The 23896-nt window shown below is 72.4% G+C and carries 23 protein-coding genes; 6 read left to right on the top strand and 17 right to left on the bottom strand.

Going from position 1 to position 23896, the window contains the following annotated elements; translation table 11 throughout:
* Positions 1-61 precede the first annotated feature (61 nt).
* The 8 genes from ACFY29_RS29245 to ACFY29_RS29210 all read right to left on the bottom strand — a co-directional run bounded on the left by ACFY29_RS29245 (position 62) and on the right by ACFY29_RS29210 (position 9788).
* Positions 62-871, bottom strand: coding sequence for a polyprenol monophosphomannose synthase (locus ACFY29_RS29245; RefSeq protein WP_355604659.1), 810 nt, complete (start codon positions 869-871; stop codon positions 62-64).
* A gap of 34 nt (positions 872-905) precedes the next feature.
* Positions 906-2540, bottom strand: a complete 1635-nt coding sequence (gene lnt, locus ACFY29_RS29240; RefSeq protein ID WP_386991315.1) for an apolipoprotein N-acyltransferase — start codon at positions 2538-2540, stop codon at positions 906-908.
* Positions 2541-3021: 481 nt separating this feature from the next.
* On the bottom strand, positions 3022-4359 hold the full coding sequence (locus tag ACFY29_RS29235; RefSeq protein ID WP_386991313.1) for a glutamate mutase L: 1338 nt from the start codon (positions 4357-4359) through the stop codon (positions 3022-3024).
* Positions 4356-4748, bottom strand: a complete 393-nt coding sequence (locus ACFY29_RS29230) for a hotdog domain-containing protein (RefSeq protein ID WP_328416777.1) — start codon at positions 4746-4748, stop codon at positions 4356-4358. The genes ACFY29_RS29235 and ACFY29_RS29230 overlap by 4 nt, the downstream gene beginning before the upstream one ends.
* Positions 4745-5509, bottom strand: a complete 765-nt coding sequence (locus tag ACFY29_RS29225) for an OAM dimerization domain-containing protein (RefSeq protein WP_386991311.1) — start codon at positions 5507-5509, stop codon at positions 4745-4747. The genes ACFY29_RS29230 and ACFY29_RS29225 overlap by 4 nt, the downstream gene beginning before the upstream one ends.
* Positions 5506-7068 carry a lysine 5,6-aminomutase subunit alpha gene (locus tag ACFY29_RS29220; RefSeq protein WP_386991309.1) on the bottom strand — a complete coding sequence of 521 codons (1563 nt, stop codon included), beginning with the start codon at positions 7066-7068 and terminating at the stop codon, positions 5506-5508. The genes ACFY29_RS29225 and ACFY29_RS29220 overlap by 4 nt, the downstream gene beginning before the upstream one ends.
* A 100-nt stretch (positions 7069-7168) precedes the next feature.
* The gene (locus ACFY29_RS29215; protein ID WP_386991307.1) at positions 7169-8734 is read right to left on the bottom strand and encodes an amidohydrolase; all 1566 of its coding nucleotides are present in this window, start codon (positions 8732-8734) and stop codon (positions 7169-7171) included.
* 4 nt (positions 8735-8738) lie between these two features.
* Complete coding sequence (locus tag ACFY29_RS29210) at positions 8739-9788, bottom strand: zinc-binding alcohol dehydrogenase (protein ID WP_328426635.1); 1050 nt, start codon at positions 9786-9788, stop codon at positions 8739-8741.
* 152 nt (positions 9789-9940) lie between these two features.
* Here ACFY29_RS29210 and ACFY29_RS29205 point away from each other — a divergent pair, with 152 nt between their 5' ends.
* Positions 9941-11347 carry a KamA family radical SAM protein gene (locus ACFY29_RS29205; RefSeq protein ID WP_386991306.1) on the top strand — a complete coding sequence of 469 codons (1407 nt, stop codon included), beginning with the start codon at positions 9941-9943 and terminating at the stop codon, positions 11345-11347.
* 77 nt (positions 11348-11424) lie between these two features.
* On the opposite strand, the gene ACFY29_RS29200 is transcribed toward ACFY29_RS29205, so the two are convergent.
* On the bottom strand, positions 11425-12321 hold the full coding sequence (locus tag ACFY29_RS29200; protein WP_386991304.1) for a polysaccharide deacetylase family protein: 897 nt from the start codon (positions 12319-12321) through the stop codon (positions 11425-11427).
* 193 nt (positions 12322-12514) lie between these two features.
* Positions 12515-12709 carry a CsbD family protein gene (locus tag ACFY29_RS29195; RefSeq protein WP_328416786.1) on the bottom strand — a complete coding sequence of 65 codons (195 nt, stop codon included), beginning with the start codon at positions 12707-12709 and terminating at the stop codon, positions 12515-12517.
* 195 nt (positions 12710-12904) lie between these two features.
* Here ACFY29_RS29195 and ACFY29_RS29190 point away from each other — a divergent pair, with 195 nt between their 5' ends.
* The gene (locus tag ACFY29_RS29190; RefSeq protein ID WP_328416788.1) at positions 12905-13516 is read left to right on the top strand and encodes a histidine phosphatase family protein; all 612 of its coding nucleotides are present in this window, start codon (positions 12905-12907) and stop codon (positions 13514-13516) included.
* Here ACFY29_RS29190 and ACFY29_RS29185 read toward each other — a convergent pair.
* The 3 genes from ACFY29_RS29185 to ACFY29_RS29175 all read right to left on the bottom strand — a co-directional run bounded on the left by ACFY29_RS29185 (position 13446) and on the right by ACFY29_RS29175 (position 16322).
* A complete protein-coding gene (locus ACFY29_RS29185; protein ID WP_328416790.1) occupies positions 13446-13952 on the bottom strand; it encodes an Lrp/AsnC family transcriptional regulator in 507 nt (168 codons plus the stop codon). The two genes, ACFY29_RS29190 and ACFY29_RS29185, sit on opposite strands and share 71 nt — an antisense overlap.
* Before the next feature lie 115 nt (positions 13953-14067).
* Positions 14068-15210, bottom strand: coding sequence for an acyl-CoA dehydrogenase family protein (locus ACFY29_RS29180; RefSeq protein ID WP_386991302.1), 1143 nt, complete (start codon positions 15208-15210; stop codon positions 14068-14070).
* Entirely contained in the window at positions 15207-16322 is a 1116-nt protein-coding gene (locus ACFY29_RS29175) for a M24 family metallopeptidase (protein ID WP_386991300.1), read from the bottom strand. Before ACFY29_RS29175 ends, ACFY29_RS29180 begins: the two co-directional genes overlap by 4 nt.
* Positions 16323-16556: 234 nt before the next feature.
* On the opposite strand from ACFY29_RS29175, the gene ACFY29_RS29170 reads away from it, so the two are divergent.
* Complete coding sequence (locus ACFY29_RS29170; protein ID WP_355604689.1) at positions 16557-17927, top strand: glycosyl hydrolase family 18 protein; 1371 nt, start codon at positions 16557-16559, stop codon at positions 17925-17927.
* A 64-nt stretch (positions 17928-17991) separates the two neighbouring features.
* On the opposite strand, the gene ACFY29_RS29165 is transcribed toward ACFY29_RS29170, so the two are convergent.
* Positions 17992-18873, bottom strand: coding sequence for a winged helix-turn-helix transcriptional regulator (locus ACFY29_RS29165; protein ID WP_386991298.1), 882 nt, complete (start codon positions 18871-18873; stop codon positions 17992-17994).
* Positions 18874-18956: 83 nt separating this feature from the next.
* Between ACFY29_RS29165 and ACFY29_RS29160 the strand changes: the two genes are divergently transcribed.
* From ACFY29_RS29160 to ACFY29_RS29150, 3 genes are all read left to right on the top strand, one after another.
* The gene (locus ACFY29_RS29160; RefSeq protein WP_386991296.1) at positions 18957-20234 is read left to right on the top strand and encodes an MFS transporter; all 1278 of its coding nucleotides are present in this window, start codon (positions 18957-18959) and stop codon (positions 20232-20234) included.
* 190 nt (positions 20235-20424) lie between these two features.
* Complete coding sequence (locus ACFY29_RS29155; RefSeq protein ID WP_328416802.1) at positions 20425-20652, top strand: hypothetical protein; 228 nt, start codon at positions 20425-20427, stop codon at positions 20650-20652.
* A gap of 58 nt (positions 20653-20710) precedes the next feature.
* Positions 20711-21637, top strand: a complete 927-nt coding sequence (locus ACFY29_RS29150) for a 5'-3' exonuclease (RefSeq protein ID WP_328416804.1) — start codon at positions 20711-20713, stop codon at positions 21635-21637.
* A 198-nt stretch (positions 21638-21835) separates the two neighbouring features.
* On the opposite strand, the gene ACFY29_RS29145 is transcribed toward ACFY29_RS29150, so the two are convergent.
* From ACFY29_RS29145 to ACFY29_RS29135, 3 genes are all read right to left on the bottom strand, one after another.
* Positions 21836-22273 carry a nitroreductase/quinone reductase family protein gene (locus ACFY29_RS29145; protein ID WP_386991293.1) on the bottom strand — a complete coding sequence of 146 codons (438 nt, stop codon included), beginning with the start codon at positions 22271-22273 and terminating at the stop codon, positions 21836-21838.
* A 139-nt stretch (positions 22274-22412) separates the two neighbouring features.
* A complete protein-coding gene (locus ACFY29_RS29140) occupies positions 22413-22862 on the bottom strand; it encodes a hypothetical protein (RefSeq protein WP_386991291.1) in 450 nt (149 codons plus the stop codon).
* Positions 22863-22938: 76 nt separating this feature from the next.
* Entirely contained in the window at positions 22939-23850 is a 912-nt protein-coding gene (locus ACFY29_RS29135; protein ID WP_386991289.1) for an EamA family transporter, read from the bottom strand.
* Between the last annotated feature and the right edge of the window lie 46 nt (positions 23851-23896).

Genomic DNA, 23896 nt, shown 5'->3' with positions numbered 1-23896 from the left:
CCTCATCGCCATCCCGCGGCACACGGACAAGTACCGCCCTTCCAGCATGACACGGCCGCGCTCACGGCCATCGCACCTGACCGGTGGGGGTGCCGTGCAGGCCCCGACGCACCGCCTGCCGCCGGTCCTGCACCCCCCAGGTGGTGATCCGCCACAGCGCCTCCGCCACGATCCGCGGGCTCATCTTGCTGTCCCCGCGTTCCCGTTCGGCGAAGGTGATCGGCACCTCCACGATCCGTACTCCGGCCTGGTGCGCCAGCCGGGACAACTCCACCTGGAACGAGTAGCCCTGGGAGCAGACCGATGCCAGGTCGATGGCGTCCAACGCGCTGAGCCGGTACACCCGGTAGCCGCCGGTGGCGTCCGACACCGGCATGCCCAGCGCGAGGCGCGCGTACAGGTTGCCGCAGCGCGACAGCAGCAGCCGCCGCAGCGGCCAGTTCACCACCTGCGCGCCGCTGGTCCACCGCGACCCGATGACCACGTCGGCGTCGCGGGCGGCCTCCAGCAGCGCCGGCAGGTCCTCCGGGGCGTGCGAGCCGTCGGCGTCCATCTCCACCACGGCGTGGTAGCCGCGCTCACGGGCCCAGCCGAACCCGGCCAGGTACGCCGCCCCGAGGCCCTGCTTGCCCTCCCGGTGCAGCACCCGCACCTGCGGGTCGGCGTCGGCCAGGGCGTCGGCGATCGCGCCGGTGCCGTCGGGGCTGTTGTCGTCGGCGATCAGGATCTGCACCGCCGGTGCGGCCCGGCGGACCCGGCCCACGATCGCGGCGACGTTGTCGGCCTCGTTGTAGGTGGGGATCACCACCAGCACCCGGCCCACGCCGGGCACCTCATCCGAACGCCGGACCGTATCGGTCGCCTGGATCACGGTTCCTCCGCTCCCGCCGGCGTACCGGCTGCTGCTATCCGGGCATGACCCGCTGCCGCCGACGCAGCACCGCCGCGCCGACCAGGGCGACCGCCGCCAGCCCGGCGAGCGCCACCTCCGGCCACCAGCCGAGCCGGGTGGCGAGGGTGGTTCCGCCGTCGAGCCGTAGCTGCCGCACCACGACCTCCCGGGTGTTGAACCCGGTGGCGTCGCTTACCCGCCCGTCGGGGGCCACGAACCCGGACACTCCGACCGTGGAGGCCATCAACGCCGGCCGGCCGTGCTCCACCGCCCGCAGCCGCACCATGGCCAACTGCTGGCGGGCCTCGGCCACGTTGAACGTCGCGTTGTTGGTCTGCACCACGAGCAGTTGCGCGCCGCCGGTGACGGTGTCGCGGACCACCTCGTCGTAGGCGACCTCGAAGCAGATGACGTCGCCGAGGACCGTCGAGCCGGCGCGTACCACGCCCGGGGTGCTGCCGGCCACGAAGTCCGACCGGATCAGGTCGACCTTGTCGCTGACCATGCGGGCCACGTTGCGCAGCGGCACGTACTCGGCGAACGGCACGGGGTGCCGCTTGGCGTACACCTGGGTCAGGTCCGGGCCGGTGCCCGGCTGCCACAGGACACCGGCGTTGCGGACCTCGCCGGGGCCGGGGCCGAGCAGCACCGCGCCGACCAGGATCGGCGCGCGGATGGCGTCGGCGGCCTGGGAGATCCGGTCCCCGGCGGCGGGGTTGCGCAGTGGGTCGATGTCACTGGAGTTCTCCGGCCACACCACCAGGTCGGGTTGGCGCTGCTCACCGGAGGCGACCCGCGCGGCCAACTCCACGGTGGCGTCGACGTGGTTGTTCAGCACCGCCTGCCGCTGGGCGTTGAAGTCCAGCCCGAGGCGCGGCACGTTGCCCTGCACGATCGCCACGGTGACCGGGGCGCCGTCGCCCGCGGCGGCGACCGGCACCAGCAGGCCCGCCGCGCTCAGCGCCACCGCGGCGGCGGCCGGTACGGCCACCGGCAGCCACCGGCGCGCCGGAGCGGCGTCCCCCGGTGCTGCCCGGACGGCGGTCCAGCCCCGCCAGGCGGCGGTGACCAGCAGCCCGCCGACGAGGGCCACCGCGAAGGTGACCAGCGGCGCGCCACCCAAGGCGGCCAGGCGCAGCAGCGGGGAGGAGTCCTGGCTGAACGCGAGCCGCCCCCACGGGAACCCACCGAACGGGGTGCGGTCGCGCAGCGCCTCCTGCCCCACCCAGAGCAGCCCGGTCAGCGCCGGCCACGCCCACCGGGTGCGGTCGGCCAGCGGCGACACCCAGGCCGTGGCCATGCCGAGCAGCGCCAGATAGCCGGCCTGCAACAGCGACAGCAGCACCCACGGCAGGTAACCGGTGTGCAGGTTCGTCCAGGCCAGCAGCGGCCCGAAGAGCGCCAGCCCGGTGAGGAAACCCAGGCCGGCGCCAGCGCGCAACCGTCGCCGGTGCGCCGCGGCGGCCAGCAACGCCACCCCGACCGGCGCGAGCGGCCACACCCCGTACGGCGGGAACGCCACCAGCAGGGCCAGACCGGCGGCCAGCGCCATCGGCGCGGCGACCGTCAGCGGCAGTGGCCGGCCGGCGACGACCGGCGCAGCCGGCACCGCCGGGGCGTGGGCCTCATCCCGGTCCAGTGTCGTCACCGCAGCTTCACCTCGATCACGGGGCGAAGGCTACCTGGCCGGCGGGCGCGTCGACCGCATCGGGCCGCCGGGGACGAACCACCCGGCGGACATGAAATCGGGGCGCGGCTCGCGCCGCGCCCCGATGCTCCCAGGCCCTCCCCGGCCGGTGCGGCGAGAACGAGGCACGCCGACCTTCGGACCGACCGGACGCGGACTGGCTGCCCCCGCCGGGCCGTTGTCTACTGGCCGTGCACCTCACCCTGCCCGTACACCGGTAACCGCGACCGGTTCGCGCCGCCCCGCCGACCCCCGCCCGCTGGACCTGGCCGCCGCGACGATGACGCTGAAAATGTCGCTCGGCCAGCGGACGAAGGGACGAAGCGAACAACAGCCGCTTCCCGTGGTAGGACTCAAAGACGGTACGTGTTACACCCCGCCCCCTGTCAACCCGCCCCCGGCCTGTCGTGTGTTGCGACACGGCGTGTCGGGTCGGCGAGTCTCAATGCGTGGCCAGATGGTGGCGCAGCAGCGCTCCCGCCGCCGCCCGGTGCTCCTCGGCGAGCAGCCCACCGGCGGCCAGCACATAGTCGACGTCCACCACCGCACGCGCGGCGCGCGGCAGCGCCCACCCCCCGGCGTGGTCGCCGAGGACGCTCGCCAGGACCTGCCCCGCCGTGCCCGCCGGGGCGTGCCGCAGCACCCCACCGGAACCCACCATCAGCCGCACATCGCGCAGGTCCCGTCCGGCCCGTTCCCCGGTGGCGGCACCCCGGGCATGCCGGCGCAGCGCCACCGTCGCCGCGAGGGTGGCGATGCGCCGGTCCACGGCCCGCTCGGGCTCGTCGGCGGCCAGGAACGCCGGGTCGGCGGCACGACGTACCGCGGCCGCCGTCAGAGCGTCCTGCTCACCGGGGGCCAGCAACCGTTCCTCCGCCGCGGCGCGGACCACCCCCGGGGCGCTCCACCGCATGCCCAGATCCCCCTCCACGGTCCGGGCCCGCCACAGGCTGCCGGCCACCTCCCGGCCCGGCCCGGTGGCCCGCTCGTCCGGGGTGAGCACCGAGTACACGTCGGTGGTGGCCCCACCCACGTCGACCACGGCCAGGTCCCCGCCGATGGTGTCGGCGAGCACCTCCACACCGGTGAGCACCGCGTCCGGGGTGGCCGCGCGCACCAGCCGGGCGAACCGGGTGCCCCGCGACAACCGCTTGCCGCCGATGACGTGCCGCAGGAACACCGCACGGATCGCCGCGCGCGCCGGCGCCGGGGCGAGCACCCCGATGCGGGGCAGCACGTTGTCCGCAGCCGTCACCGGCACACCGGCGGACTCCAGCAGCGCGGTCAGCTCGGCGCGTACCTCGCCGTTGCCGGCGAGCACCACCGGCACCCGCCAGCGGGCCCGGGCCAGCCGGGTCGCGTTGTGGGTGATCGTCTCGGCGTCACCGCCGTCGGTGCCACCCACGAGCAGCACCACATCCGGCCGGGCCGCCCGCAGCGCCGCCAGGTCCGCCGCACCGAGGCGGCCGGCCGCCACGTGCACCACGTGCGCGCCGGCGGACAACCCGACCCGCCGGCCCGCCTGCGCGGTGACCAGCGGCTCGTAGCCGATCACGGCCAGCCGCAGCCCACCGCCGGCCGACGAGCAGACGTACCAGGGCAGGTCCCGCCCGCCCAGCCCGGCGGTGGCGGCCGCGACCGCCGCGTCCAGGCCGTGCAGCACGTCGGTGCCCACCGTGGTCGGCGCCGCCGCCGCGCCCACCAGCACACCGGCGGCCAGGTCCACCACGGCCGCCTTGGTGTACGTGGAGCCGACGTCCGCGCAGACCGCCAGGGTCACGACGCGGCGGGAACGACCACGGTGCCGGTCGCGGTGACCGCCACGACCGGCGGGTCCAGGACCTCGGCGGCGGACTCGGAGCGGTCCGGGCGGCCCCGGCACACCACCGCGCAGCTCAGCTCCAGGGTGCGGCTGCGGGTGCCCACCCGGGACACCTGCGCGGTCACCTCCACCACGTCACCGGCGCGGATGGGAGCCGTGAACCGCACATCGGAGTAGCCGGCGAACAGGCCCTCGTCGCCGTCGGTACGGATGCACACCTCGGTCGCCACGTCCCCGAACAACGCCAACGCGTACGCCCCGTCGACGAGGTTGCCGGCGTAGTGGGCGTGCGAGTACGGCACGTACCGCCGGTGCGTCACCGTCAACCCGAGCCTGGAGTCGGTCATACCATCGCCTTCCGCTGCGTGATCAGGGCGTGCACCAGATAGCTGGCCACCTCGCCGGGCGTGGTGCCCCGACCGAAGATCCGGTCCACGCCCAACTCGTCGGTCATCGTCTCGTCGAACCGGGGACCGCCGACGATCAGCAGCGGCCGCCGCCCGGCCGGCATCGCCTCCCGGAACGCCGCCGACATCTCCCGGGTGTTGTGCAGGTGCGCGTCGCGTTGGGTGACCACCTGCGACACGAGCACCGCGTCGGCCTTCTCCACCCGGGCGGCCTCCACCAACTCCGGCACGCTGACCTGCGCACCCAGGTTGGTGACCTTCAGCTCCCGGTAGTACTCCAGGCCCTTCTCCCCCGCGATGCCCTTCACGTTGAGGATCGCGTCGATGCCCACGGTGTGCGCGTCGGTGCCGATGCACGCCCCGACCACGGACAGCTTGCGCCGCAGCCGCTGCTTGATCACCGTGTTGACGTCCTTGGCCGACAGCAGCGCGAAGTCCCGTTCCACCACCTGCACCGCGTTCAGGTCAACCAGGTGGTTCACCCGCCCGTAGACGACGAAGAACGTGAACCCGTCACCCATCGGCTTGGCGTGCACCACCATCGCCGGGTCGATACCCATCCGATTGGCCAACTGCACCGCCGCGCCCTCGGCCCGCTTGTCATGTGACACCGGCAGGGTGAACGACACCTGCACCATCCCGTCGCCGGTGGTGTCCCCGTACGGCCGCACGATCTTCTTCGCGGCGTCGGCGGCGCTCATGCCGCATCCCCTTCCAGGATCTCGGTGGCCGGGTTGCAGTAGTCCGCCTCGTGCGCGGCGACCCCGGCGAGGCCCTTGCCACGGTCCGCCGGCCGCTTCATGATCCCGAAGGTGCCCTCGGCGATCGCGGTGAGCAGCGTCTGCTCCCCGATGCGCTCCAGCAGGTCCAGCGCCTCACCGAGAACCTGGTTGGCGCGCCGCCGGATGAACCCGCCCGGCGCCGGCACGAAGTCCTCGTGCAACCCACCGGCCGCGCCCAGCACGTACCGCACGTTCTGCAGGGCAATGTCCCGGTCGGACAACCACGGCGTCACCACCGCCTCGGTCATCATCCCCACCAGCAGGATGCCCTGCCCGGTCATCGCACCCGCCAGGTTGAAGAACCCATCGAGCAGGTTGCCCCGGAACACGTCGCCGGTCATGTGCTTCGTCGGCGGCATCCACTTCAACGGCGCGTCCGGGAACAGCTCCCGGGCCAGCAGCGCATGCGCCAACTCCAACCGGAACGACTCCGGCACCTCCGGGTTGATCTCGAACGCGTGCCCCAGCCCCAACTGCCAGTCCGCCAAGCCCGCCTCGTGGGCGAAGAACTCGTTGAGCAGCTGCGACACCGTCACCGTGTGCGCCTCGTCGACCGCGTCGGCGGTGGTCAGGTAGTTGTCCTCACCGGTGTTGATGATGATCCCGGCGCGCGCGTGGACCTGCCGGGAGAACCGCTGGTCGACAAAGGTGCGGATCGGGTTGATGTCGCGGAACAGGATCCCGTACATCGAGTCGTTCAACATCATGTCGAGCCGTTCCAACCCGGCGAGGGTCGCCATCTCCGGCATGCACAGCCCGGAGGCGTAGTTGGTCAACCGCACGTAGCGGCCCAACTCCTTCGACGACTCGTCCAACGCCGCCCGCATCAGCCGGAAGTTCTCCTGGGTCGCGTACGTACCGGCGAACCCCTCCCGGGTCGCACCCTCCGGCACGTAGTCCAGCAGCGACTGCCCGGTGGAGCGGATCACCGCGATCACGTCCGCGCCCGCCCGCGCCGCCGCCTGCGCCTGCGGGATGTCCTCGTAGATGTCCCCGGTCGCCACGATCAGGTAGATCCACGGCCGCTGCTTCGGGTCCCCGTGCCGCTTGATGAGCCGGTCCCGTTCCGCACGCCGCCGGTCGATACGCCGGATACCCGCGCCGACCGACCGACGCGCCGCCGACCGGGCCGCCGTGGCCGCCCGACCGGTGGGCAGGCCGAAACGCACCGACCCGGCCGCGGCCTTCTGCGCCAGCAGCGTCACATCCGAGATGCCCTCGCGGGCCAGCGCGTCGAACACCGGCACCGCCACCCCGTGACCCAGCCCCACGTCCGCGACGACCGCGTCGACGAGCCGGTTCACCCACGGGATGCCGTCCGGGTCCGCGCCGCTCACCCCGGCCAACCGCAGCACCGCCCGCTCCACCGACACCGTGGTGTGGCTGCGCGCCAGGTCCACCACCGGCTGCCCGGCCCGGCGCGCCAACTCCCGCGCCCGCGCCACCAGCACCGGATCAAGATCAAGCTTTCCGGTCACGCCGTCGCCCCCGCCACATCGATCATCCGCCCGCTCACGCCACCGCTTCGCGGCGCGAGCACCCCGCTGCTGTCCTTACCGGTTCGCTCGCTCTGCTCGCTCACGACGACCCTTCCTGATAGATGACCTCACCGCGCAGCACCAGGCTCCGGCACACCGGCAGCGGCGTCGGGTCCTCCGGACCCCGCAACTCCGGGTCCTCGGCCAACAACACCGGCAGGCCCCGCTCCACCCCGGCCGGCGTCGACCACACCGCGAACGTCGCCGGCGCACCCAACGCCAACACACCCTCGACGTCCAGGTGCACCGCCCGCCACCCGCCACGGGTGTGCGCGGCGAACGCCGCCCGCACACCCATCCGCTGCGCCGGGTTGTGATGCGCCGCCGCCGCCCGCACCGACCCCCACGGATCCAGCGGCGTCACCGGCGAATCCGAACCGAACGCCAACGCCACGCCCACCCCGTGCATCGAGCCCATCGGGTTGGACTCCAACGACCGGTCCAGACCCAACCGCGACTCGTACATCCGGCCCGCGCCACCCCACAGCCGGTCGAACGCCGGCTGCATGCTCGCCACGACCCCGTACTCCACGAACTGGGCGATCATCCGCTTGTTCATGATCTCCGCATGCTCGATGCGGTGCCGGGCGGCGCGCAACCGCTCCACTCCCAGCGTCCGCGCCGCAGCCGCGAAGCCCTCCAGCACCGTGCCGATCGCCGCGTCGCCAATCGCGTGGAACCCACCCTGCATGCCGTGCGCCGCGCAGTCCAACAGGTGATCCCGCACCTGCTCGGCCGAGAGGTACCCGTGCCCGCACCCGTCGCCGTCGCCGTACGGCTGCGACACGTGCGCCGTACGCGAACCCAACGCCCCATCGGCGAACAGGTCACCGCCGGCGCCCACCGCGCCCAACTCCCGGGCACGCGCCGCGCCACCCAGCTCACCCCAGTACCCGTACACCTCCGGCAAACCGGCGCCGGAGATGCCCAGCAGACCGGTGAAGTCCTCCTCGTCGGAGATCTCCGGGCCACCGCACTCGTGCACCGCAGCGATACCCAGCGACGCCGCGTGCGCGAGCGCCACCCGTTGCGCGGCGACACGCTGCGCCCGGCTCACCGAACCCTGCGCCGCCGCCCGCACCACGTGATGCGCATCACGACGCAACCACCCCGACGCGTCGTACCCGGCCTCGGCCGCCGCCTGCGGACACGCCGCCAGCAGCGCCGTCGACACCAACGCCGAATGGATCGACGCCTGCGACAGGTACACCCGCCGACCACCGGCCGCCCGATCCAGCGCCGCCGCGTCCGGCAGTGCCGGATCCGGCCAGCCCGACTCGTCCCAGCCATGCCCAAGGACCACCGCGTCCACCGGCAGACCGGCCGCGAACGCGGCAACCGCGTCGAGCAACTGCGCCGCCGAACGCACCCCGGACAACTCCAGCCCGGACAGCGCCAACCCGGTGTCGGTGGCGTGCACGTGCGCGTCGACGAACGCCGGCGTCACCAGCGCACCGCCCAGGTCCACCACCCGGTCGGCCGGCGGCGCGTCACCGTCGGTCCCCAGCCAGGCGATCCGCCCACCGGAGACCAACAGCGCGGTCGCGCTCGGGTCGGCGGGACAGTGCAGCACGCCGCCGCGGTACAAGGTCGAGGGGTTCGTCATGACCTCAGTCTGCCGCGACCCGTGCCGCGAACAGCTGACGCACCCCCGGCTCGGCGCGCAGCAGCCCCAACGCCAGCTCCGCGTGCCCCGGCACGTACCCGTTACCCACCAGCATCGTCACGTCCGCCGCCAGCCCCTCGGCGCCCAACGCCGCCGCGGAGAAGCTCGTCGCCATCGAGAAGAAGATCACCGTGCCGCCGTCGGCGGTGGCCAGGACCGCTCCGTGCTCGCAGCCCGGCACATCCACGCAGACCACGGTGACGTCCGCCGGGCTACCCAGGGCGGTGGTCACCGCCGTGGACAGGGCCACCGGATCCCGGGCGTCGGCCAACGCCACCGCCGAGGCCAGGCCAGCGGCCGTCAGCGCGTCGCGCTCCGCCGCCACCGGCACCACCCCGACGGTACGCGCGGCACCCGCCCGCCGCGCCGCGGCAAGCGACAGGGAGCCGCTCTTGCCCGCCCCGCCGATCACCGCGACGCGCACCGGCGTCGGGTCACCGGTCCGGCGACGATCCTCGACGTAACGCGACACCACCCGCGCCGTCAGCGCGGGCGCCCCGCACACGTCCAACACCGCCAGCGACAGCTGCGGGTCCTCGTCGTCGGGCAGCACCGCGGCGATGGAGCGGGCGAACAGAATCGCCCACCCGTCGCAGGGCACCTGCTCGCTACGCCCGTCCCAGCGCGCCAGCCCGTCGGTCACCACCAGCGGGGTCAGCGTCAGCGACACCAGGGTGGCGACCCGCTCCCCGGGCTTGAGGCCGAGCGGGGAGCGCCGGCCGGCCTCCTCGACGACGCCGATCAGCATCCCGCCGGAACCGGTCACCGGGTTCTGCATCTTCCCCCGAGTGGAGATGATCTCCAACACCTCGGCGCGGACCGCGTCACCGTCACCGCCGTGCTTCTCCGACAACTGCCGGAAGCTCGCCGCGTCGAGGTTCAGCCGCTGTACCCGGATCCGCACCTCGTTCGGTGCGATCACGGCGGACGTGTCCAACCGCCAGGCCGCCTGCGGCAGCACCCCCGCCGGTTCCACGACGCGGTGCAGTCCCACCGGTGACGTCACGTCCACCTCCCCTGCTCAGCCGTCCGAAGCCCCGGTCAAGGCTCGCGTAACGGGAAAACTTACGGCAGACTAATTTCTTCACCGAATATTTTCCAGTAGCCTTCGGGTTTCGTGATCAGCCGCAGCACCGAGGAGGGGCCGTGACCCAGACCCAACCGGTTGAGACCATCCCTCAACCCCGTCACGCCCCGGTCGCCGTTCCGACCGCCGGGCAGCCATACGAATACCACCGCCGCCCCCTGGTCGAACCCGACTGGACCCGCTTCCCGGGCTGGCGCCACGTCACCCGCGACCAGTGGGAATCCGCACAGTGGCAGCGCGTCAACTGCGTCAAGAACATCAAGCAGCTCCGCACCGTCTTCGGTGACCTCATCGACGAGAGCTTCTACGCCGACCTCGAGGCCGACCAGAAGGCCCTGGCCACCATGTCGATGCTGGTGCCACCCCAGATGATCAACACGATGGTGCCGTTCGCGCCCCCCACCACCGAGGCGCTGCTCGCCGACCCCATCCGGCGCTACATGATCCCGGTCGCCTCCGACCGACGCACCGACTGGCCGTCACACCCCTACGCCAGCCGCGACTCCCTGCACGAGCACGACATGTGGGTCGCCGAAGGGCTCACCCACCGCTACCCCACCAAGGTCCTCGCCGAACTGCTCTCCACCTGCCCCCAGTACTGCGGGCACTGCACCCGCATGGACCTGGTCGGCAACTCCACACCCACCGTCGACAAACTCAAGCTCACCCTCAAGCCCGTCGAGCGCTACGACGCCCACATCAGCTACCTCAAGGCCCACCCCGGCGTCCGTGACGTCGTCGTCTCCGGCGGCGACGTGGCCAACGTGCCCTGGCGCAACCTCGAGTCGTACCTCATGCGCCTGCTCGAACTGGACACGGTCCGCGACATCCGGCTCGCCACCAAGGCCCTGATGGGCCTGCCCCAGCACTGGCTGCAGCCCGACGTGGTCGAGGGCCTCGAACGCGTCGCCCGCACCGCCGCGCGGCGCGGCGTCAACCTCGCCATCCACACCCACGTCAACCACGCCCAGTCGCTCACCCCGCTGGTCGCCCGCGCCGCCCAGACCGCCCTCGACGTCGGCGTCCGCGACGTCCGCAACCAGGGTGTGCTCATGCGCGGCGTCAACGCCACCACCCCCGAGCTGCTCGACCTCTGCTTCGCGCTCCAGGGCGAGGCCGGGATCCTGCCGTACTACTTCTACATGTGCGACATGATCCCCAACGCCGAGCACTGGCGCGTCCCGGTCTGGCACGCCCAGCAGCTCCAGCACGACATCATGGGCTACCTGCCCGGCTACGCCACCCCGCGGATCGTCTGCGACGTCCCATTCGTCGGCAAGCGCTGGGTGCACATGCTCACCGACTACGACCGCGACCGCGGTATCTCCTACTGGACGAAGAACTACCGCACCTCCATCGAGTCCGCCGACCTGGAGGCGCTCAACAAGCGCTACGCCTACTACGACCCGATCGACACGCTGCCCGACGGCGGGCAGCAGTGGTGGGCCGACCACCGCGACGACTGACCACCCGCGCGACGCCCCCGGGATCACCTTCCCGGGGGCGTCACCCGTTGCGGTGCTGGTGACCGGTGCCGGGCCGGTCAGCCGGCTGCCAACACCTCGGACAGCGCCGCCGGGACCAGGCCCCGCTCACGCAGCCCGGCCAGGATGCGCGGCAGCGCCTCGTCGGTCATCCGGGCGTTCGCCTCGGTCACATGCATGATCACGACCGATCCGGGGCGTACGTTGTCCAGCACCGCCCGCACGATCGGCTCCCAGGCGGTGGCGAAGGGATCCCCACTGACCACGTCCCCGTCGACCACCGTCACGCCGAGCGGTGCGAGTGCCGCCAGCGCCGCCGCGTCGTGGCAGAGCCCCGGAAAGCGGAAGTACCGGGTCTGCCGACCTCCGTACGGTTCGATCACCTCGAAGGTCTTCGCCGCGTCGCCGGTCATGCCCTTCGGAGGCACGCGAGGCAGGTCGTAGCAGTTGCCGGTGTACGCCGCGTGCCCGTAGGTGTGGTTGGCCAGTTCGAAGCGCGGGTTGTCGGCGATCCGCCGGGTGAGGTCCGGATACCGCTCCACCCACTTGCCGGTCAGGAAGAAGGTGGCCGGCACCTGCTCCCGCTCCAGCAGGTCGAGGATGCGCAGGTTGGCATAGGACTTCACCCGCCCGGTACGCAGGTTCTGCAGCATGCCGTCGGTCATGTCCGCGTCGAACGTCAGCGCCACCCGGTTGCCGCTGCGGGGTCCGTGATCCACCACCGGCGGACGGGTCCCCACCCGCGTCGCTCCAGGGACGGTGGCCGACGGTCGGCGCTCCTGCCCAGTGGCGCTGACCGACGGCGCTGCCGAGGCGGTGGGTTGGACGAACGATCCGCCGACGGTCGATGTGGACGGCCCTGGTGCCGTGGACAGCGCGATCGCGGACGCCGCGGTGCCGACAACGGCCGCCGCGACCAGTACGCCGAGCAGCGGGCGCAGCCGAGGTCGGATCACGACGGTGATCATCCCAGACGCGAAGGCCGCTCACTGTCCCCGCCGCGGGGGGCGTACATGACGACGGCGACGCCGATCTCCGCCAGCGCGAACAACACCAGGGAACGGAGCACGGTCACCCCGCGGCCCTAGCCGCGGCACACGACGGGTCCCCGGGCGATGCTGCGCCCGGGGACCCGCGGACCCGTTCAGGTCACTTCTTGAAGGCGTCCTTCACGTTGCTGCCCGCCTCCTTGACGTTCTGACCGGCCTGCTTGGCGCGCGCGTCACTCTGCTGGCTGGCGCCCTCGCCACGCATCCGCTCGTTGTCTGTCACATCGCCGATCCGCTCCTTCGCGGCACCGGCCACCTGCTCGACCTTGTTACGTGCCTTCTCGGTGAAGCTCATCGCGCCTCCTCCGTCTGGCGACTTGTTCCGGCTCGCTTGCCCGCTCTGCCGGTGCCGAAACCGGCGGTGCCGGTCGGCACACCCTGTAAGGCATCCTAGGAAGATAGGTAGGGTTCTTGACCAAGCCTGAGCGGATGGGGACGCGGCATCGGTGGCCACCGGGTGCCGCCCTGCCAGCGGTGGTTAACTGGCCGCATGGGAGAGCTCCTGCTGATCCGGCACGGCGAGACCACCTGGAGCGCCACCCGGCGGCACACCTCGTACACCGATCTGGAGCTGACCCCCGACGGCGAGCGGCAGGCCCGCACCCTCGCCGCGTTCCTGGCCGGCCGGCGGTTCGTGACCGTGCTGGCCAGCCCTCGCTCCCGGGCGCTGCGCACCGCGCAGCTGGCCGGGCTCACCGTCGACGCCGTCGACGAGAACCTCAGCGAGTGGAACTACGGCGAGTACGAGGGACGCACCACCGTCGACATCCACGAGGACCACCCGCACTGGAACATCTGGACCGACGGCTGCCCCGGTGGGGAGTCACCCGCGCAGGTGGGCGCCCGGCTCGACCGGGTGCTGGCCCGGGTCACCCCGCTGCTCGACCGGGGCACCGTGGCGCTGGTCGGCCACGCGCACAGCCTGCGGGTGCTCGGCGCCCGCTGGATCGGCCTGCCCCCGTCCGCTGGCGGCCTGCTGCGGCTGGACACCGCCACGGTCAGCGCGCTCGGTCACGAGCACGGGCGGCGGGTCATCCTGCGGTGGAACCAGCCGGCTCCTCCGGCACCCGGGACCGCGACCGACTCGGTGCCCCGGCACTGATCTTCGGCGGCCGGTTCTCGTACGGGGTGGACAGCACGACGGTGGTCCGGGTGGTCACGTTCGCCGAGGTGCGGATCTCCTGGAGCACCCGCTCCAGGTCGGTCGGGCTGGCCACCCGCACCAGCAGCATGTAGAAGTCCTCCCCCGCCACCGAGTAGCAGGAGTCGATCTCGGGCAGGTGAGCCAGTCGCTCGGGCGCGTCGTCCGGCTGCGACGGGTCGAACGGCCGGATCGCCACGAACGCGGTCAGCGGCAGGTCCAGCGCCTCGAAGGAGACCCGGGCGGCGTACCCCTTGATCACCCCGCGCTGCTCCAGCCGGCGCACCCGCTGGTGCACGGCGGACACCGACAGACCCACCTTCTCGGCCAGGTCGGTGTACGACAGCCGGCCGTCATCGGTCAGTGCCGCGACGATGGCGCGGTCGATCTCCTCCACGGCGAGCAACCTACCGGGAAAAACGCCCGACGGCGACGACGCTTCCACCGCACCGCGCCGACGGCGGCTGCGATGGACCCACCGCAGCCGCCCCGCCACGTACCGTCGACCGCGCTCAGCCCTGTGCCAGCGCGCGGGAGATCACCAGTCGCTGGATCTGGTTGGTGCCCTCCACGATCTGCAGCACCTTGGCCTCACGCATGTACCGCTCCACCGGGTGGTCTGCCACGTAGCCGGCGCCGCCGAGCACCTGCACCGCGTCGGTGGTCACCCGCATCGCCATGTCGGTGGCGAAGAGCTTCGCCTTGGCCGCCTCGATCGAGTACGGCCGCCCGGCGTCGCGCAGCCGGGCCGCCGCGAGGGTCAGCGCACGGGCGGCGGAGATCTGGGTGGCCGCGTCGGCGAGGGTGAAGCCCAGCCCCTGGAAGTCGATGATGGCCCGGCCGAACTGCTGCCGCTCCCGGGCGTAGCCAACCGCGTAGTCCAGCGCTGCCTGGGCCAGCCCGACCGCGCAGGCCGCGATGCCCAGCCGGCCGGAGTCCAGTGCGGACATCGCGATGGTGAAGCCCGCTCCCTCGCCGCCGATCAGCCGTTCGGCCGGCACGCGCGCCTCGTCGAACGCGATCTGTGCCACCGGCGAGGAGCGCAGCCCCATGGTCCGCTCCGCCGCCTGAGGGGTAACGCCAGCGGTGCCAGCGTCGGCGAGCAGGCATGAGATGCCCTTCGGGCCCGGCCCGCCGGTGCGGCAGAAGATGTTGTAGAAGTCGGCGACCCGGGCGTGGGTGATCCACGCCTTGGTGCCGGAGACGAGGTACGCGTCGCCATCGCGGACCGCCCGGGTGCTCAGCGCCGCGGCATCGGAGCCGCCCTGCGGCTCGGAGAGGCAGTACGCGCCGAGCAGCTCGCCGCCGAGCATGTCCGGCAGCAGCTTGCGCTGCTCGTCGGTGCCGAACGCGGCCACCGGATAGCAGGACAGGGTGTGCACGCTGACCGCCTCGGCGACGGCGAGCCAGCGGCTGGCCAGGATCTCCAGCACCTGCAGGTACACCTCGTACGGCTGGGCCGCACCGCCGTGCTCCTCCGGGTACGGCAGGCCGAGCAGGCCGGCCCGGCCGAGGGTACGCAGCACGTCGCGGGGGAACTCGGCGCGCTCCTCGAAGCCGGCGGCTTTCGGTGCGAGCTCGCGGTCGGCGAGCTCGGTGGCGAGGTCCAGCAGATCGTGGGCCTCGTCGGTGGGGAGGATCCGGTCGACAGTCATAGTGCGATGAGCTCCGTGGGGGTGTTGTTGAGCCGTTGCACGCCGTCCGTGGTGCAGACGACGATGTCCTCGATGCGGGCGCCGTGCCGGCCCGCCAGGTAGATGCCCGGTTCGATGGAGAACGCCATCCCGGGTTCCAGCGGTCGGTCGTTGCCGGCCACGAGGTAGGGCTCCTCGTGACCGTCCAGGCCGATGCCGTGGCCGGTGCGGTGCAGGAACGCGGGGCCGTAGCCGGCGGCGGTGATCGGCTCCCGGGCAGCGGCGTCGGCTGCCGCGCCGGTGATCCCCGGCCGCACGGCCGCCACCGCGGCGCGCTGGGCGTCGTGCAGCACCGCGTAGTAGTCCACGAACTCGGCCGGTGCCGGGCCGCCGGCGACGTAGGTGCGGGTGCAGTCCGAACGGTAGCCCGACGGCATGGTGCCGCCGATGTCCACGACCACCGGCTCGCCGGCGCCGATCGGCCGGTCCGAGGTGCCGTGGTGCGGGCTGGCCCCGTTCGGCCCGGCCGCCACGATGACGAAGTCGACGGTGACGTGCCCGGCGGCCCGGATCGCCGCGGCGATGTCGCTGGCCACCTCGGCCTCGGTACGCCCGGGGCGCAGCCACTCCCCCATCCGCAGGTGCACCTCGTCGATCGCCGCGCCGGCCTCGGCGAGTGCCGCGATCTCCGCGGGGGATTTGCGGATCCGCAGCTCGCGCAGCACCTCGCCGGCGAGCCGCTGGGCGGCGGTGGGCAACGCGGCGCGCAGCGCGAGGACCTGCTCGGCCCACATCCGGTCGGCCAACCCGACCGTCGCGAGCGGCCCGTCGAGGGCGGCGACGACCAGGGGGTACGGGTCGGTGCCGTCGGCGTGGTCGACGATGCGTACCCCGGTGGCGGGCGCCGGGGACGCCTCGGCGGCCGGGCGCTCCAGGGTCGGCACGATCAGGGTCGGCTCGCCCTCGGCGGGCAGCACCAGGCAGGTCAGCCGCTCCCCCTCGTGGGCGTCATACCCGGTCAGGTAGCGCAGATCGGAGCCGGGGGTGAGCAGCAGGGCGTCCAGGCCGGCGGCGGCGGTGGCGCGCTGCGCGGCGGTCAGCCGGTCCGGCGGGTACAGCTCGTCGATTCCCACGCGGCCAGCTTAACGGTCGTTTGGGGATACCCGGGGGTAGGCGCTTGGCCGCGTCCCGTACATCTCGGCCGCCGAAAACCCGGAAATTCACCGACGTTGATTGACGCGGACAGTTAACACTCTTTAAGATTTGGCTGCCTCGAGGCCACCCGTCCCTGCGTACCGCAATCGCACCCCCGCCCGCGACGACCCTGCGCGGGCGGCTGTCGTCCCCCGCCCACGGGAAGGCCCCCGATGTCCCCATCACCACGCCGCGCCCTCGCCGCCGGCCTGCTCACGCTCGCCACGGCCGGCGCCACCCTCGCCCTCGTTCCCACCGCCGCGCAGGCCGTGGTGCTGCCGAACAACTTCAAGAGCGTCGGCTACATGCCCTCCTGGGCCGGCAACGTCAACACCATCCAATACAACAAGCTCACCCACATCAACTACGCCTTCGTGTTGCCCAACAACGACGGCAGCCTGCGCGCGGTGGAGAACCCGAGCAAGCTCTCCTCGCTGGTCTCGCTCGGGCACGCCAACAACGTCAAGGTGTCGATCGCGGTCGGCGGCTGGAACGACGGCAACGACTCCGCCTTCGAGGCGCTGGCCGCCAACGCCGGCAGCCGGACCAACTTCGTCAACAACCTGGTCAACTTCGTCAACCAGTACAACCTGGACGGCGTCGACATGGACTGGGAGTACCCGGACCCGGGCGCCTCGGCGAACAACTACACCCAGCTCATGACGCAACTCGGCAGCGCCATGCACAGCCGCGGCAAGCTGCTCACCGCCGCCGTGGTCTCCGAGGGCGGCAGCGTCCAGGGCGTACAGACGGCCGTGTTCGGCCAGGTCGACTGGCTCAACATCATGGCGTACGACGGCGGCAACCCGCACGCCAACTACGACTGGTCGATCGCCAGCATCAACCTGTGGAAGTCACGCGGCCTGCCCGCCAGCAAGGCCGTACTCGGGATCCCGTTCTACAGCCGCCCCGGCTATTACACCTACTCGGCGCTGGTCGGTATGGACCCGGCCAACGCCAACCGGGACTGCACCACCGTCGGCGGAGCACAGCAGTGCTACAACGGCATCCCGACGGTCAAGCGCAAGACGCAGTGGGCGCTGGCCAACGCCGGCGGTGTGATGAACTGGGAGCTGTCCCAGGACACCACCGGCTCCACGTCGCTGGTCAGCGCGATGTACGACACCATCATGGGCGGCACCACCCCGCCGCCGACCGGCCGCACCGGCCCGATCACCGGGATCGCCGGTAAGTGCGTCGACGTCGCCTCGGCGAGCACCGCCAACGGCACGGCCGTGCAGTTGTGGAGTTGCAACGGCACCGCCGCGCAGAGCTGGACCGTGGCCAGCAACGGCACGTTGCGCGCCCTCGGCAAGTGTGCCGACATCACCAGTGGCTCCACCGCCAACGGCGCCAAGATCCAGCTGTGGGACTGCAACGGCAGCGGCGCGCAGGTCTGGCAGGCGCAGTCCAATGGCACGCTCCGCAACCCGCAGTCGAACAAGTGCCTGGACGCCAGCGACAACAGCTCGGCCGACGGCACCCGGTTGCAGATCTGGGACTGCTTCGCCGGCGCCAACCAGCGCTGGACTCTCCCGGCCTGACCCGGCGGCATGGAAGGCCCCCCCCGCGTAGCGCGGGGGGCCTTCCCACGCCCATGGCGGCGGATCAGGCGGGGCGGTGCTCGCGGACCAGGTCGAGCATCTCGTCCACCGACCCGGCCGGGTCGGTGACCGGGAACTGCACGGCGCGAACCACCGCCGACGGGCCGACCAGCAGCGTCAGCCGCTTGAACCGTGAGACCCCACCGGCGCGGAAGGTGGGCAGCAGCAGCCCGGCGGCGAGCCGACCGTCCTGGTCGGACAGGAGCGGGAACGGCACCCGGGCGTGCGCGGCGAAGTCGGCGAGCTGGTCCGGCCGCTGCGTGCTGATCCCCCGCACGTCCGCCCCGGCGGCCTGGAAGTCCGCGTACCGCGCGGCGTAGGTGGTCGACTCCAGGGTGCAGCCGCGGGCCCCGGGAATGTCCGCCCAGCCCGGCGGGTAGCCCTGCGTCTCCGGCGCGTACGCCCCCGGGAAGAAGTACAGGACGCTCCAGGCGTCGGCGTCGGTCAGCGCGACCGACTGGCCGTCGGGCCCGGGCAGGCCGACCTCGGGCAGCCGCCGCCCGACCAGGTCGTGCACCCGGCGCGCCTCGGCCGAGGCGGCGTCGGCGGTCGCGGTCAGCTCCCCATCGCCCATCAGGTGCCTCGTTCCCCAGTCCTGCAGTGCGATCAGCACCGGCAGCAGCCCCTCACCCTTGGCGGTGAGCAGGTAGTCGTAGCGCGGCGGGTGCTGGGAGTACGGCCGGCGCTCCAGCACGCCGTGCTCGACCAGCGCGGCGAGGCGTTCGGTCAGCGCCCGCCGGCTGACGCCCAGCTCGCGCTGGAGCGCGTCGAAGCGGGTCGTCCCGCCGGCGACGTCGCGCACGATGAGGAACGTCCACCAGTCCCCCAGCACGCCGAGCGCCTGCGCGATGCCGCAGTCCGCGTCGGCAAGATCCTCCCGCCGCACCCGCCACCCCCATCTGTCCCGCCCCCGACTATAGTGCGTTCCAGATTGGAACGCACTGGTGCGCGCGAACGGGGGCGGACGACATGCACGTCGGAGAGCGGGCCGGGGTGTTCTGGCGATGGTGGACCGCCGGCACGACCAGCATGGTCGGGTCGGCGGTCGGCGCGGTGGCCCTGCCGCTGACCGCGCTCACCGTGCTCGACGCCACCGCGTTCCAGATGGGCCTGATCGCCGCGGCCAGCTACGTCGCCTGGATCGTGATCGGTCTGCCCGCCGGCGTCATCGTGCAGCGCCTGCCGCTGCGCGGCGCCCAGATCGGCGCCGACCTGGCCCGCGCGGTCGCCGTCGCGTCGATCCCGCTGGCCTGGTGGTGGGGCCACCTCACCGTCGCCCACCTGGTGATCACCGCTCTGGTGATCAGCTTCGCCAACGTGCTCTTCGACGTGGCCAACTCGACCTTCCTGCCCAGCATCGTGGACCGCGAGCAGTTGCAGTCCCGCAACAGCCTGACCTCGGCCACCCACGCCGCCACCCAGCTCAGCGGCCCCTCCCTCGGCGGGCTCGCCGTACAGGCACTCGGCGCGGTGCCCACCCTGCTCGTCGACGCCGTCAGCTACCTCGTCTCGGCGGCGCTGCTGCGCACCCTGCCCGCCCGCCGAGACGACGCGCCGGACCGCTGGCCACCGATCGGCGAGCTGATCCGCGAGGGTTGGCGCTTCGTCGCGTACCACCCGGTGATGGGGCCGGGCATGTGGGCCGCGACGGCGATGAACTTCGTCTGCGGCGCGCAGTTCGCGCTCTACCCGCTCTATCTGGTCCGTGAGCTGCACGCCCCGGCCGGCCTGGTCGGGGTACTGCTCGCCGTCGAGGGGGTCGGCGCGCTGGTCGGGGCGGCGTTCACCTCGCGGATCACGGCACGGATCGGCACCGCACGCGCGCTGATCGTCGCCGGGTTCACCACAGTCGCCGGCGCGTTCCTGATCCCCTGGGGCACCGGCTGGCTGGCGTACGCCGCCTTCGCCGCCGGCAACGTCGTCTTCTCCCTCGGAACGGTGGTGCTCAGCGTGACCACCCGGACCTACCGACAGATCGCCAGCCCACCCGACCTGCTCTCCCGGGTGATGGCGACCGTCCGGTTCGTCTCCTGGGGCGCGATCCCGGTCGGCGGGCTGGTTGCTGGGGCGGTGGCCGGGCCGCTGGGGGCCCGGGCCACCCTGCTGATCGTCGCCGGCGTGGTGGTCGCCGCGCCGCTGGTGCTGCTGCGCTCCCCCGTCCGGCACCTGCGTGACCTCACCGACCACGACCGGGGCGACGACCCGACGCGCCCGGCCGCGCCGACGGTCACCGTCGGAGGTCGGTGACCCGCACGGCCTTTCGCAGTCGGCCAGCCTGGTACCCGGCGGTCGGTGTCCGGCCGGAGAAGAACGGCGTACCGAGCGGCCTGCGCCGCACGGTGACCGGCCCGCACGACGGTTTTCCGGGCCGGACGCCCCGAAGGGTCATAGCCTGGATCCGGGTGCCCGCGCGGGCATCCCGACCGGGAGGACCGACGTGGCACCGAACGAGGCGGACCGGGCGGCGACGCGCCGTCGCCGACAGCTGTGGGCCGGGGTTCTCGCGCTGGTCGGCCTGGTCCTGCTGGTCATCGGCCTCACCGTGGCCGACGGTGTCGCGGCCTGGGTCGAGGTGGTGGTCGCGATCCTGCTGCTGGTGGCGAGCTACGTCGTGCAGTACCTGGCCCGGCGGGAGACCGTCTACCAGCACGACGAGCGGCGCTGACGCCGCCGGCGGCCGGGCGTACCCCTGATCGTCAGGGGGTTGTGCCAGGCTGTCGGGCGTGGCACACCGATCCCCGATCCTGCTGATCGACGCACCCAGCCTCTACTTCCGCGCATACTTCGGCATCCCGGAATCGGCCGCCCGGGCCGAGGACGGCACCCCGGTCAACGCGGTGCGCGGCTTCCTCGACATGCTCGCCACCCTGATCCGGGGTCGCGGTGCGGACCGGATGGTCTGCGCCATGGATTACGACTGGCGCCCGGCGTGGCGGGTCGAGCTACTGCCGTCCTACAAGGCGCACCGGGTGGCCCCGCAGGGCGGCGAGGTCGTGCCGGACACCCTCTCCCCGCAGGTCCCGATGATCCTGGAAGTGCTGGCCGCGGTCGGCATCACCGTCGTCGGCGCGACCGGCTACGAGGCCGACGACGTGCTGGGCACCTTGTCGGTGACCCAGCCAGGCCCGGTGGAGGTGGTCTCCGGCGACCGGGACCTGTTCCAGCTCATCGACGACGCCCGGCCGGTCCGGCTGCTCTACGTCGGGCGCGGCGTGGCCAAGCTCGACGACTGCGACGACGCCGCGGTGCGGGCCCGCTACGGCGTGCCGGCCGACCGGTACGCCGACTTCGCCGCGCTGCGCGGCGACCCCAGCGACGGGCTGCCGGGGGTGCAGGGCGTGGGCGAGAAGACCGCGGCCCGGCTCATCGAGCGGTACGGGAGCATCGCCGGCATCCTGGCCGCCCTGGACGACTCTGACTCGTCCTTCGCGCCGGGCCTGCGGGCCAAGCTGGCCGCCGCCCGCGACTACCTGGCCGTCGCGCCGACGGTGGTGCGGGTCGCGCTGGACGTGCCACTGCCGGAGCTGCCCACCGCACTGCCGACCGCGCCCGTCGATCCGGATCGGCTGCTGGAGCTGGCCGGGACGTGGAACCTGGCCGGCTCCGCCCGCCGCCTGGTGGACGCCCTCGCCGCCCGCGCCGACGCCTGACCACCGATCCGCCGCCTCCGGTGCCGGTGACGGCCCGCTGGTGACATCACCCGCGCGGTCCTCCTGCGGGCAGCGGTTCCGCCGTTCGTTCAGTTGATCATCGGTGTTGCGATCGGCATCGGGCTCGGCGACGGGCTCATCTACGCGGTGGTCCTGCGGTCACTACCCAGGCAGTGGCGACCGCCGTGCTACCCGACGTCAGGGTTGGTCCAGTTCAATGCGCACCGTCAGCGGGCTCGTAGCCACCGCCTCAGAGGTGCCCACACAGAGCCGGCGAGCGAGACTGCTCCGCGCGATGTACCGCTGGCGCTCGCGGGGGTCATCGTCATCGACGATGTGCGCCGTCCCGGTCCGCCAACGTGCGCTCCGCCCGCCGCCCGTCTTGACCCGGACCCGGGGATCGGCCTCGAGGTTTCGCACCCAGTCGGCGCGGCGCCCCCGCTGGGCGACCAGCCAGAAGATGTCACCGTCCAGGCCATCGCACACCGGGGTGTACCGCAGCCGGCCGGTACGACGTCCGGTGGTCTCCAACAGCGCGTCGCCGGGGATCGGGAGTTTCACGTCCCACGCGAACCGGACGATCGGGTTGATCAGGCGCTGCTGGAGCGCGCGGAGCAGCGCGACCCGCCACGACACCTCAGCAACCGTCCGCTCGCGCCGACGGACAGCTGTGCCGCCCACACCGACTGTCGAATTCCGTCATGGCCCCGTCCCGTCGAGGTGTTCAGCTCGCCGCAACTCCCACACCAGATCGGGTTTCCCCGGGCGCCAGAACTTAAGCGCGCACCCTCGGATCTTGCAGCGCCCGCGCAATGGCAGCGAGCATGCCGCTTTCGCACAAACCGGGTGCTCCGATCAGAAACTCCTCCCGGTCATACCACTCGACCAGGTCCACACCCGGCCGAGCGGCGATTGACCTGTCGACGGGCAGCTCGGCGTCATCGTCATAACAGCCGTAGATCTCATCGGCGGCCCACATGCCCCAGTGCAGCGGGCCAAGCTGAGACTCGTTCTGCTCCTCGTCAAAGACGGTCATGAACCGCTCTTTCGCGTTCACCGGCCGCACGCCGAGCGACCCGGTCGCAAGCAGTTGCTCGAAGGTGGGGTCTTCGTCCCAGTCCTGGCTGGGGATGACCAACGTGAGCACATCCTCCAGATGCTCGTGGCAGGCGCAATCGGGACGTAGCGGCGGCTGCCAATCATCCTTTGTGGAGAAGATTCCCATCTGGCGATCGTATGCGGCGCGCCATCGTCGCCGCCGCCCTTACTCAGCAGCGGCCGGTCGGCGAACACCCCGACCCTCAGCTCGCGACCGGCGATCGGGGTGCGGTCGAGGTAGTCCGAGACGGTGTGGCCTGCGCCGCGAGGCCGACCCTCGGGTGGCCGGGCAACTGACCGAGCAGGGTGCCGGCCAGCGCGACGACCAATCCCAACACCTGCACCGGGCGCAGCGTCTGACTGAGCGCCAGCCAACCCAGAACCGCCGCGGTGATCGGGCTGAGCAGGGCGAGGAACGCCACCGAGGTCGCCGGCAGCGCGGCGATCCCGCGGAACCAGAGCCAGTACGCCAGCGCCGTGCCGACGGTGGCCAGGTATCCGTACCCGGCGAGATGGGTGCCGGTCAGGGCGGCCGGCGGTCCTTCCGCGACGAGTGCCACCGGGGCGAGCAGCAGACCACCGGCGGTGAGCTGCCACGCGGTGAACGGCAATGCGCCGACCCCGTCCGGGCGTCCCCATCGTTTCGTCAGGACGGTGCCGGTGGCCATCGAGGCTGTACCGAACAGACCCGCCAGGATGCCCAACAGGTCGAGCTGGGCATCCGGGCGCAGGACCACGAAGGAGACGCCGAGCACCCCGAGCAGCCCAGCGCCCACCGCGATCATGGTGGGTCGGATCCGGAGCAGGGCGGCCGAGAGGCCGACCGTGAGCAGCGGGCCGGTGGCGCCGAGCACGGCCGCGACGCCGCCGGGCAGCCGGTAGGCGGCGTAGAAGAGCATCGCGAAGAACACCCCGATGTTCAGCGTGCCGAGGACCGCCGCCTTCCACCACCACGATCCGCGGGGCAGGAGGCGGGTCACCGCGAGCAGGACGAGGCCGGCCGGCAGTGCCCGTAGCGCCGCGGCCAGCAACGGCCGGTTGTCCGGCAGGAGTTCGCTGGTCACGGCATAGGTCGTGCCCCAGACGATCGGTGTGACGGCGGTGCTGACGAGCATCCGGTTCATCGTGCCGCCTCCCGTTAGCTTGCAGATAGCTTAGTAC

Source organism: Micromonospora sp. NPDC000668 (assembly GCF_042897975.1).
Classification (GTDB): Bacteria; Actinomycetota; Actinomycetes; order Mycobacteriales; family Micromonosporaceae; genus Micromonospora.
This window is presented reverse-complemented; position numbering and strand designations above follow the sequence as displayed.

Excerpts from the sequence above, each read along its gene's own strand:
- ACFY29_RS29135 (WP_386991289.1), bottom strand. The coding sequence starts at position 23,850 with ATGCTCGTCAGCACCGCCGTCACACCGATCGTCTGGGGCACGACCTAT.
- ACFY29_RS29170 (WP_355604689.1), top strand. The coding sequence starts at position 16,557 with ATGTCCCCATCACCACGCCGCGCCCTCGCCGCCGGCCTGCTCACGCTC.
- ACFY29_RS29230 (WP_328416777.1), bottom strand. The coding sequence starts at position 4,748 with ATGACCGACTCCAGGCTCGGGTTGACGGTGACGCACCGGCGGTACGTG.
- ACFY29_RS29195 (WP_328416786.1), bottom strand. The coding sequence starts at position 12,709 with ATGAGCTTCACCGAGAAGGCACGTAACAAGGTCGAGCAGGTGGCCGGT.
- ACFY29_RS29190 (WP_328416788.1), top strand. The coding sequence starts at position 12,905 with ATGGGAGAGCTCCTGCTGATCCGGCACGGCGAGACCACCTGGAGCGCC.
- ACFY29_RS29180 (WP_386991302.1), bottom strand. The coding sequence starts at position 15,210 with ATGACTGTCGACCGGATCCTCCCCACCGACGAGGCCCACGATCTGCTG.
- ACFY29_RS29225 (WP_386991311.1), bottom strand. The coding sequence starts at position 5,509 with ATGAGCGCCGCCGACGCCGCGAAGAAGATCGTGCGGCCGTACGGGGAC.
- ACFY29_RS29140 (WP_386991291.1), bottom strand. The coding sequence starts at position 22,862 with ATGGGAATCTTCTCCACAAAGGATGATTGGCAGCCGCCGCTACGTCCC.
- ACFY29_RS29160 (WP_386991296.1), top strand. The coding sequence starts at position 18,957 with ATGCACGTCGGAGAGCGGGCCGGGGTGTTCTGGCGATGGTGGACCGCC.
- ACFY29_RS29215 (WP_386991307.1), bottom strand. The coding sequence starts at position 8,734 with ATGACGAACCCCTCGACCTTGTACCGCGGCGGCGTGCTGCACTGTCCC.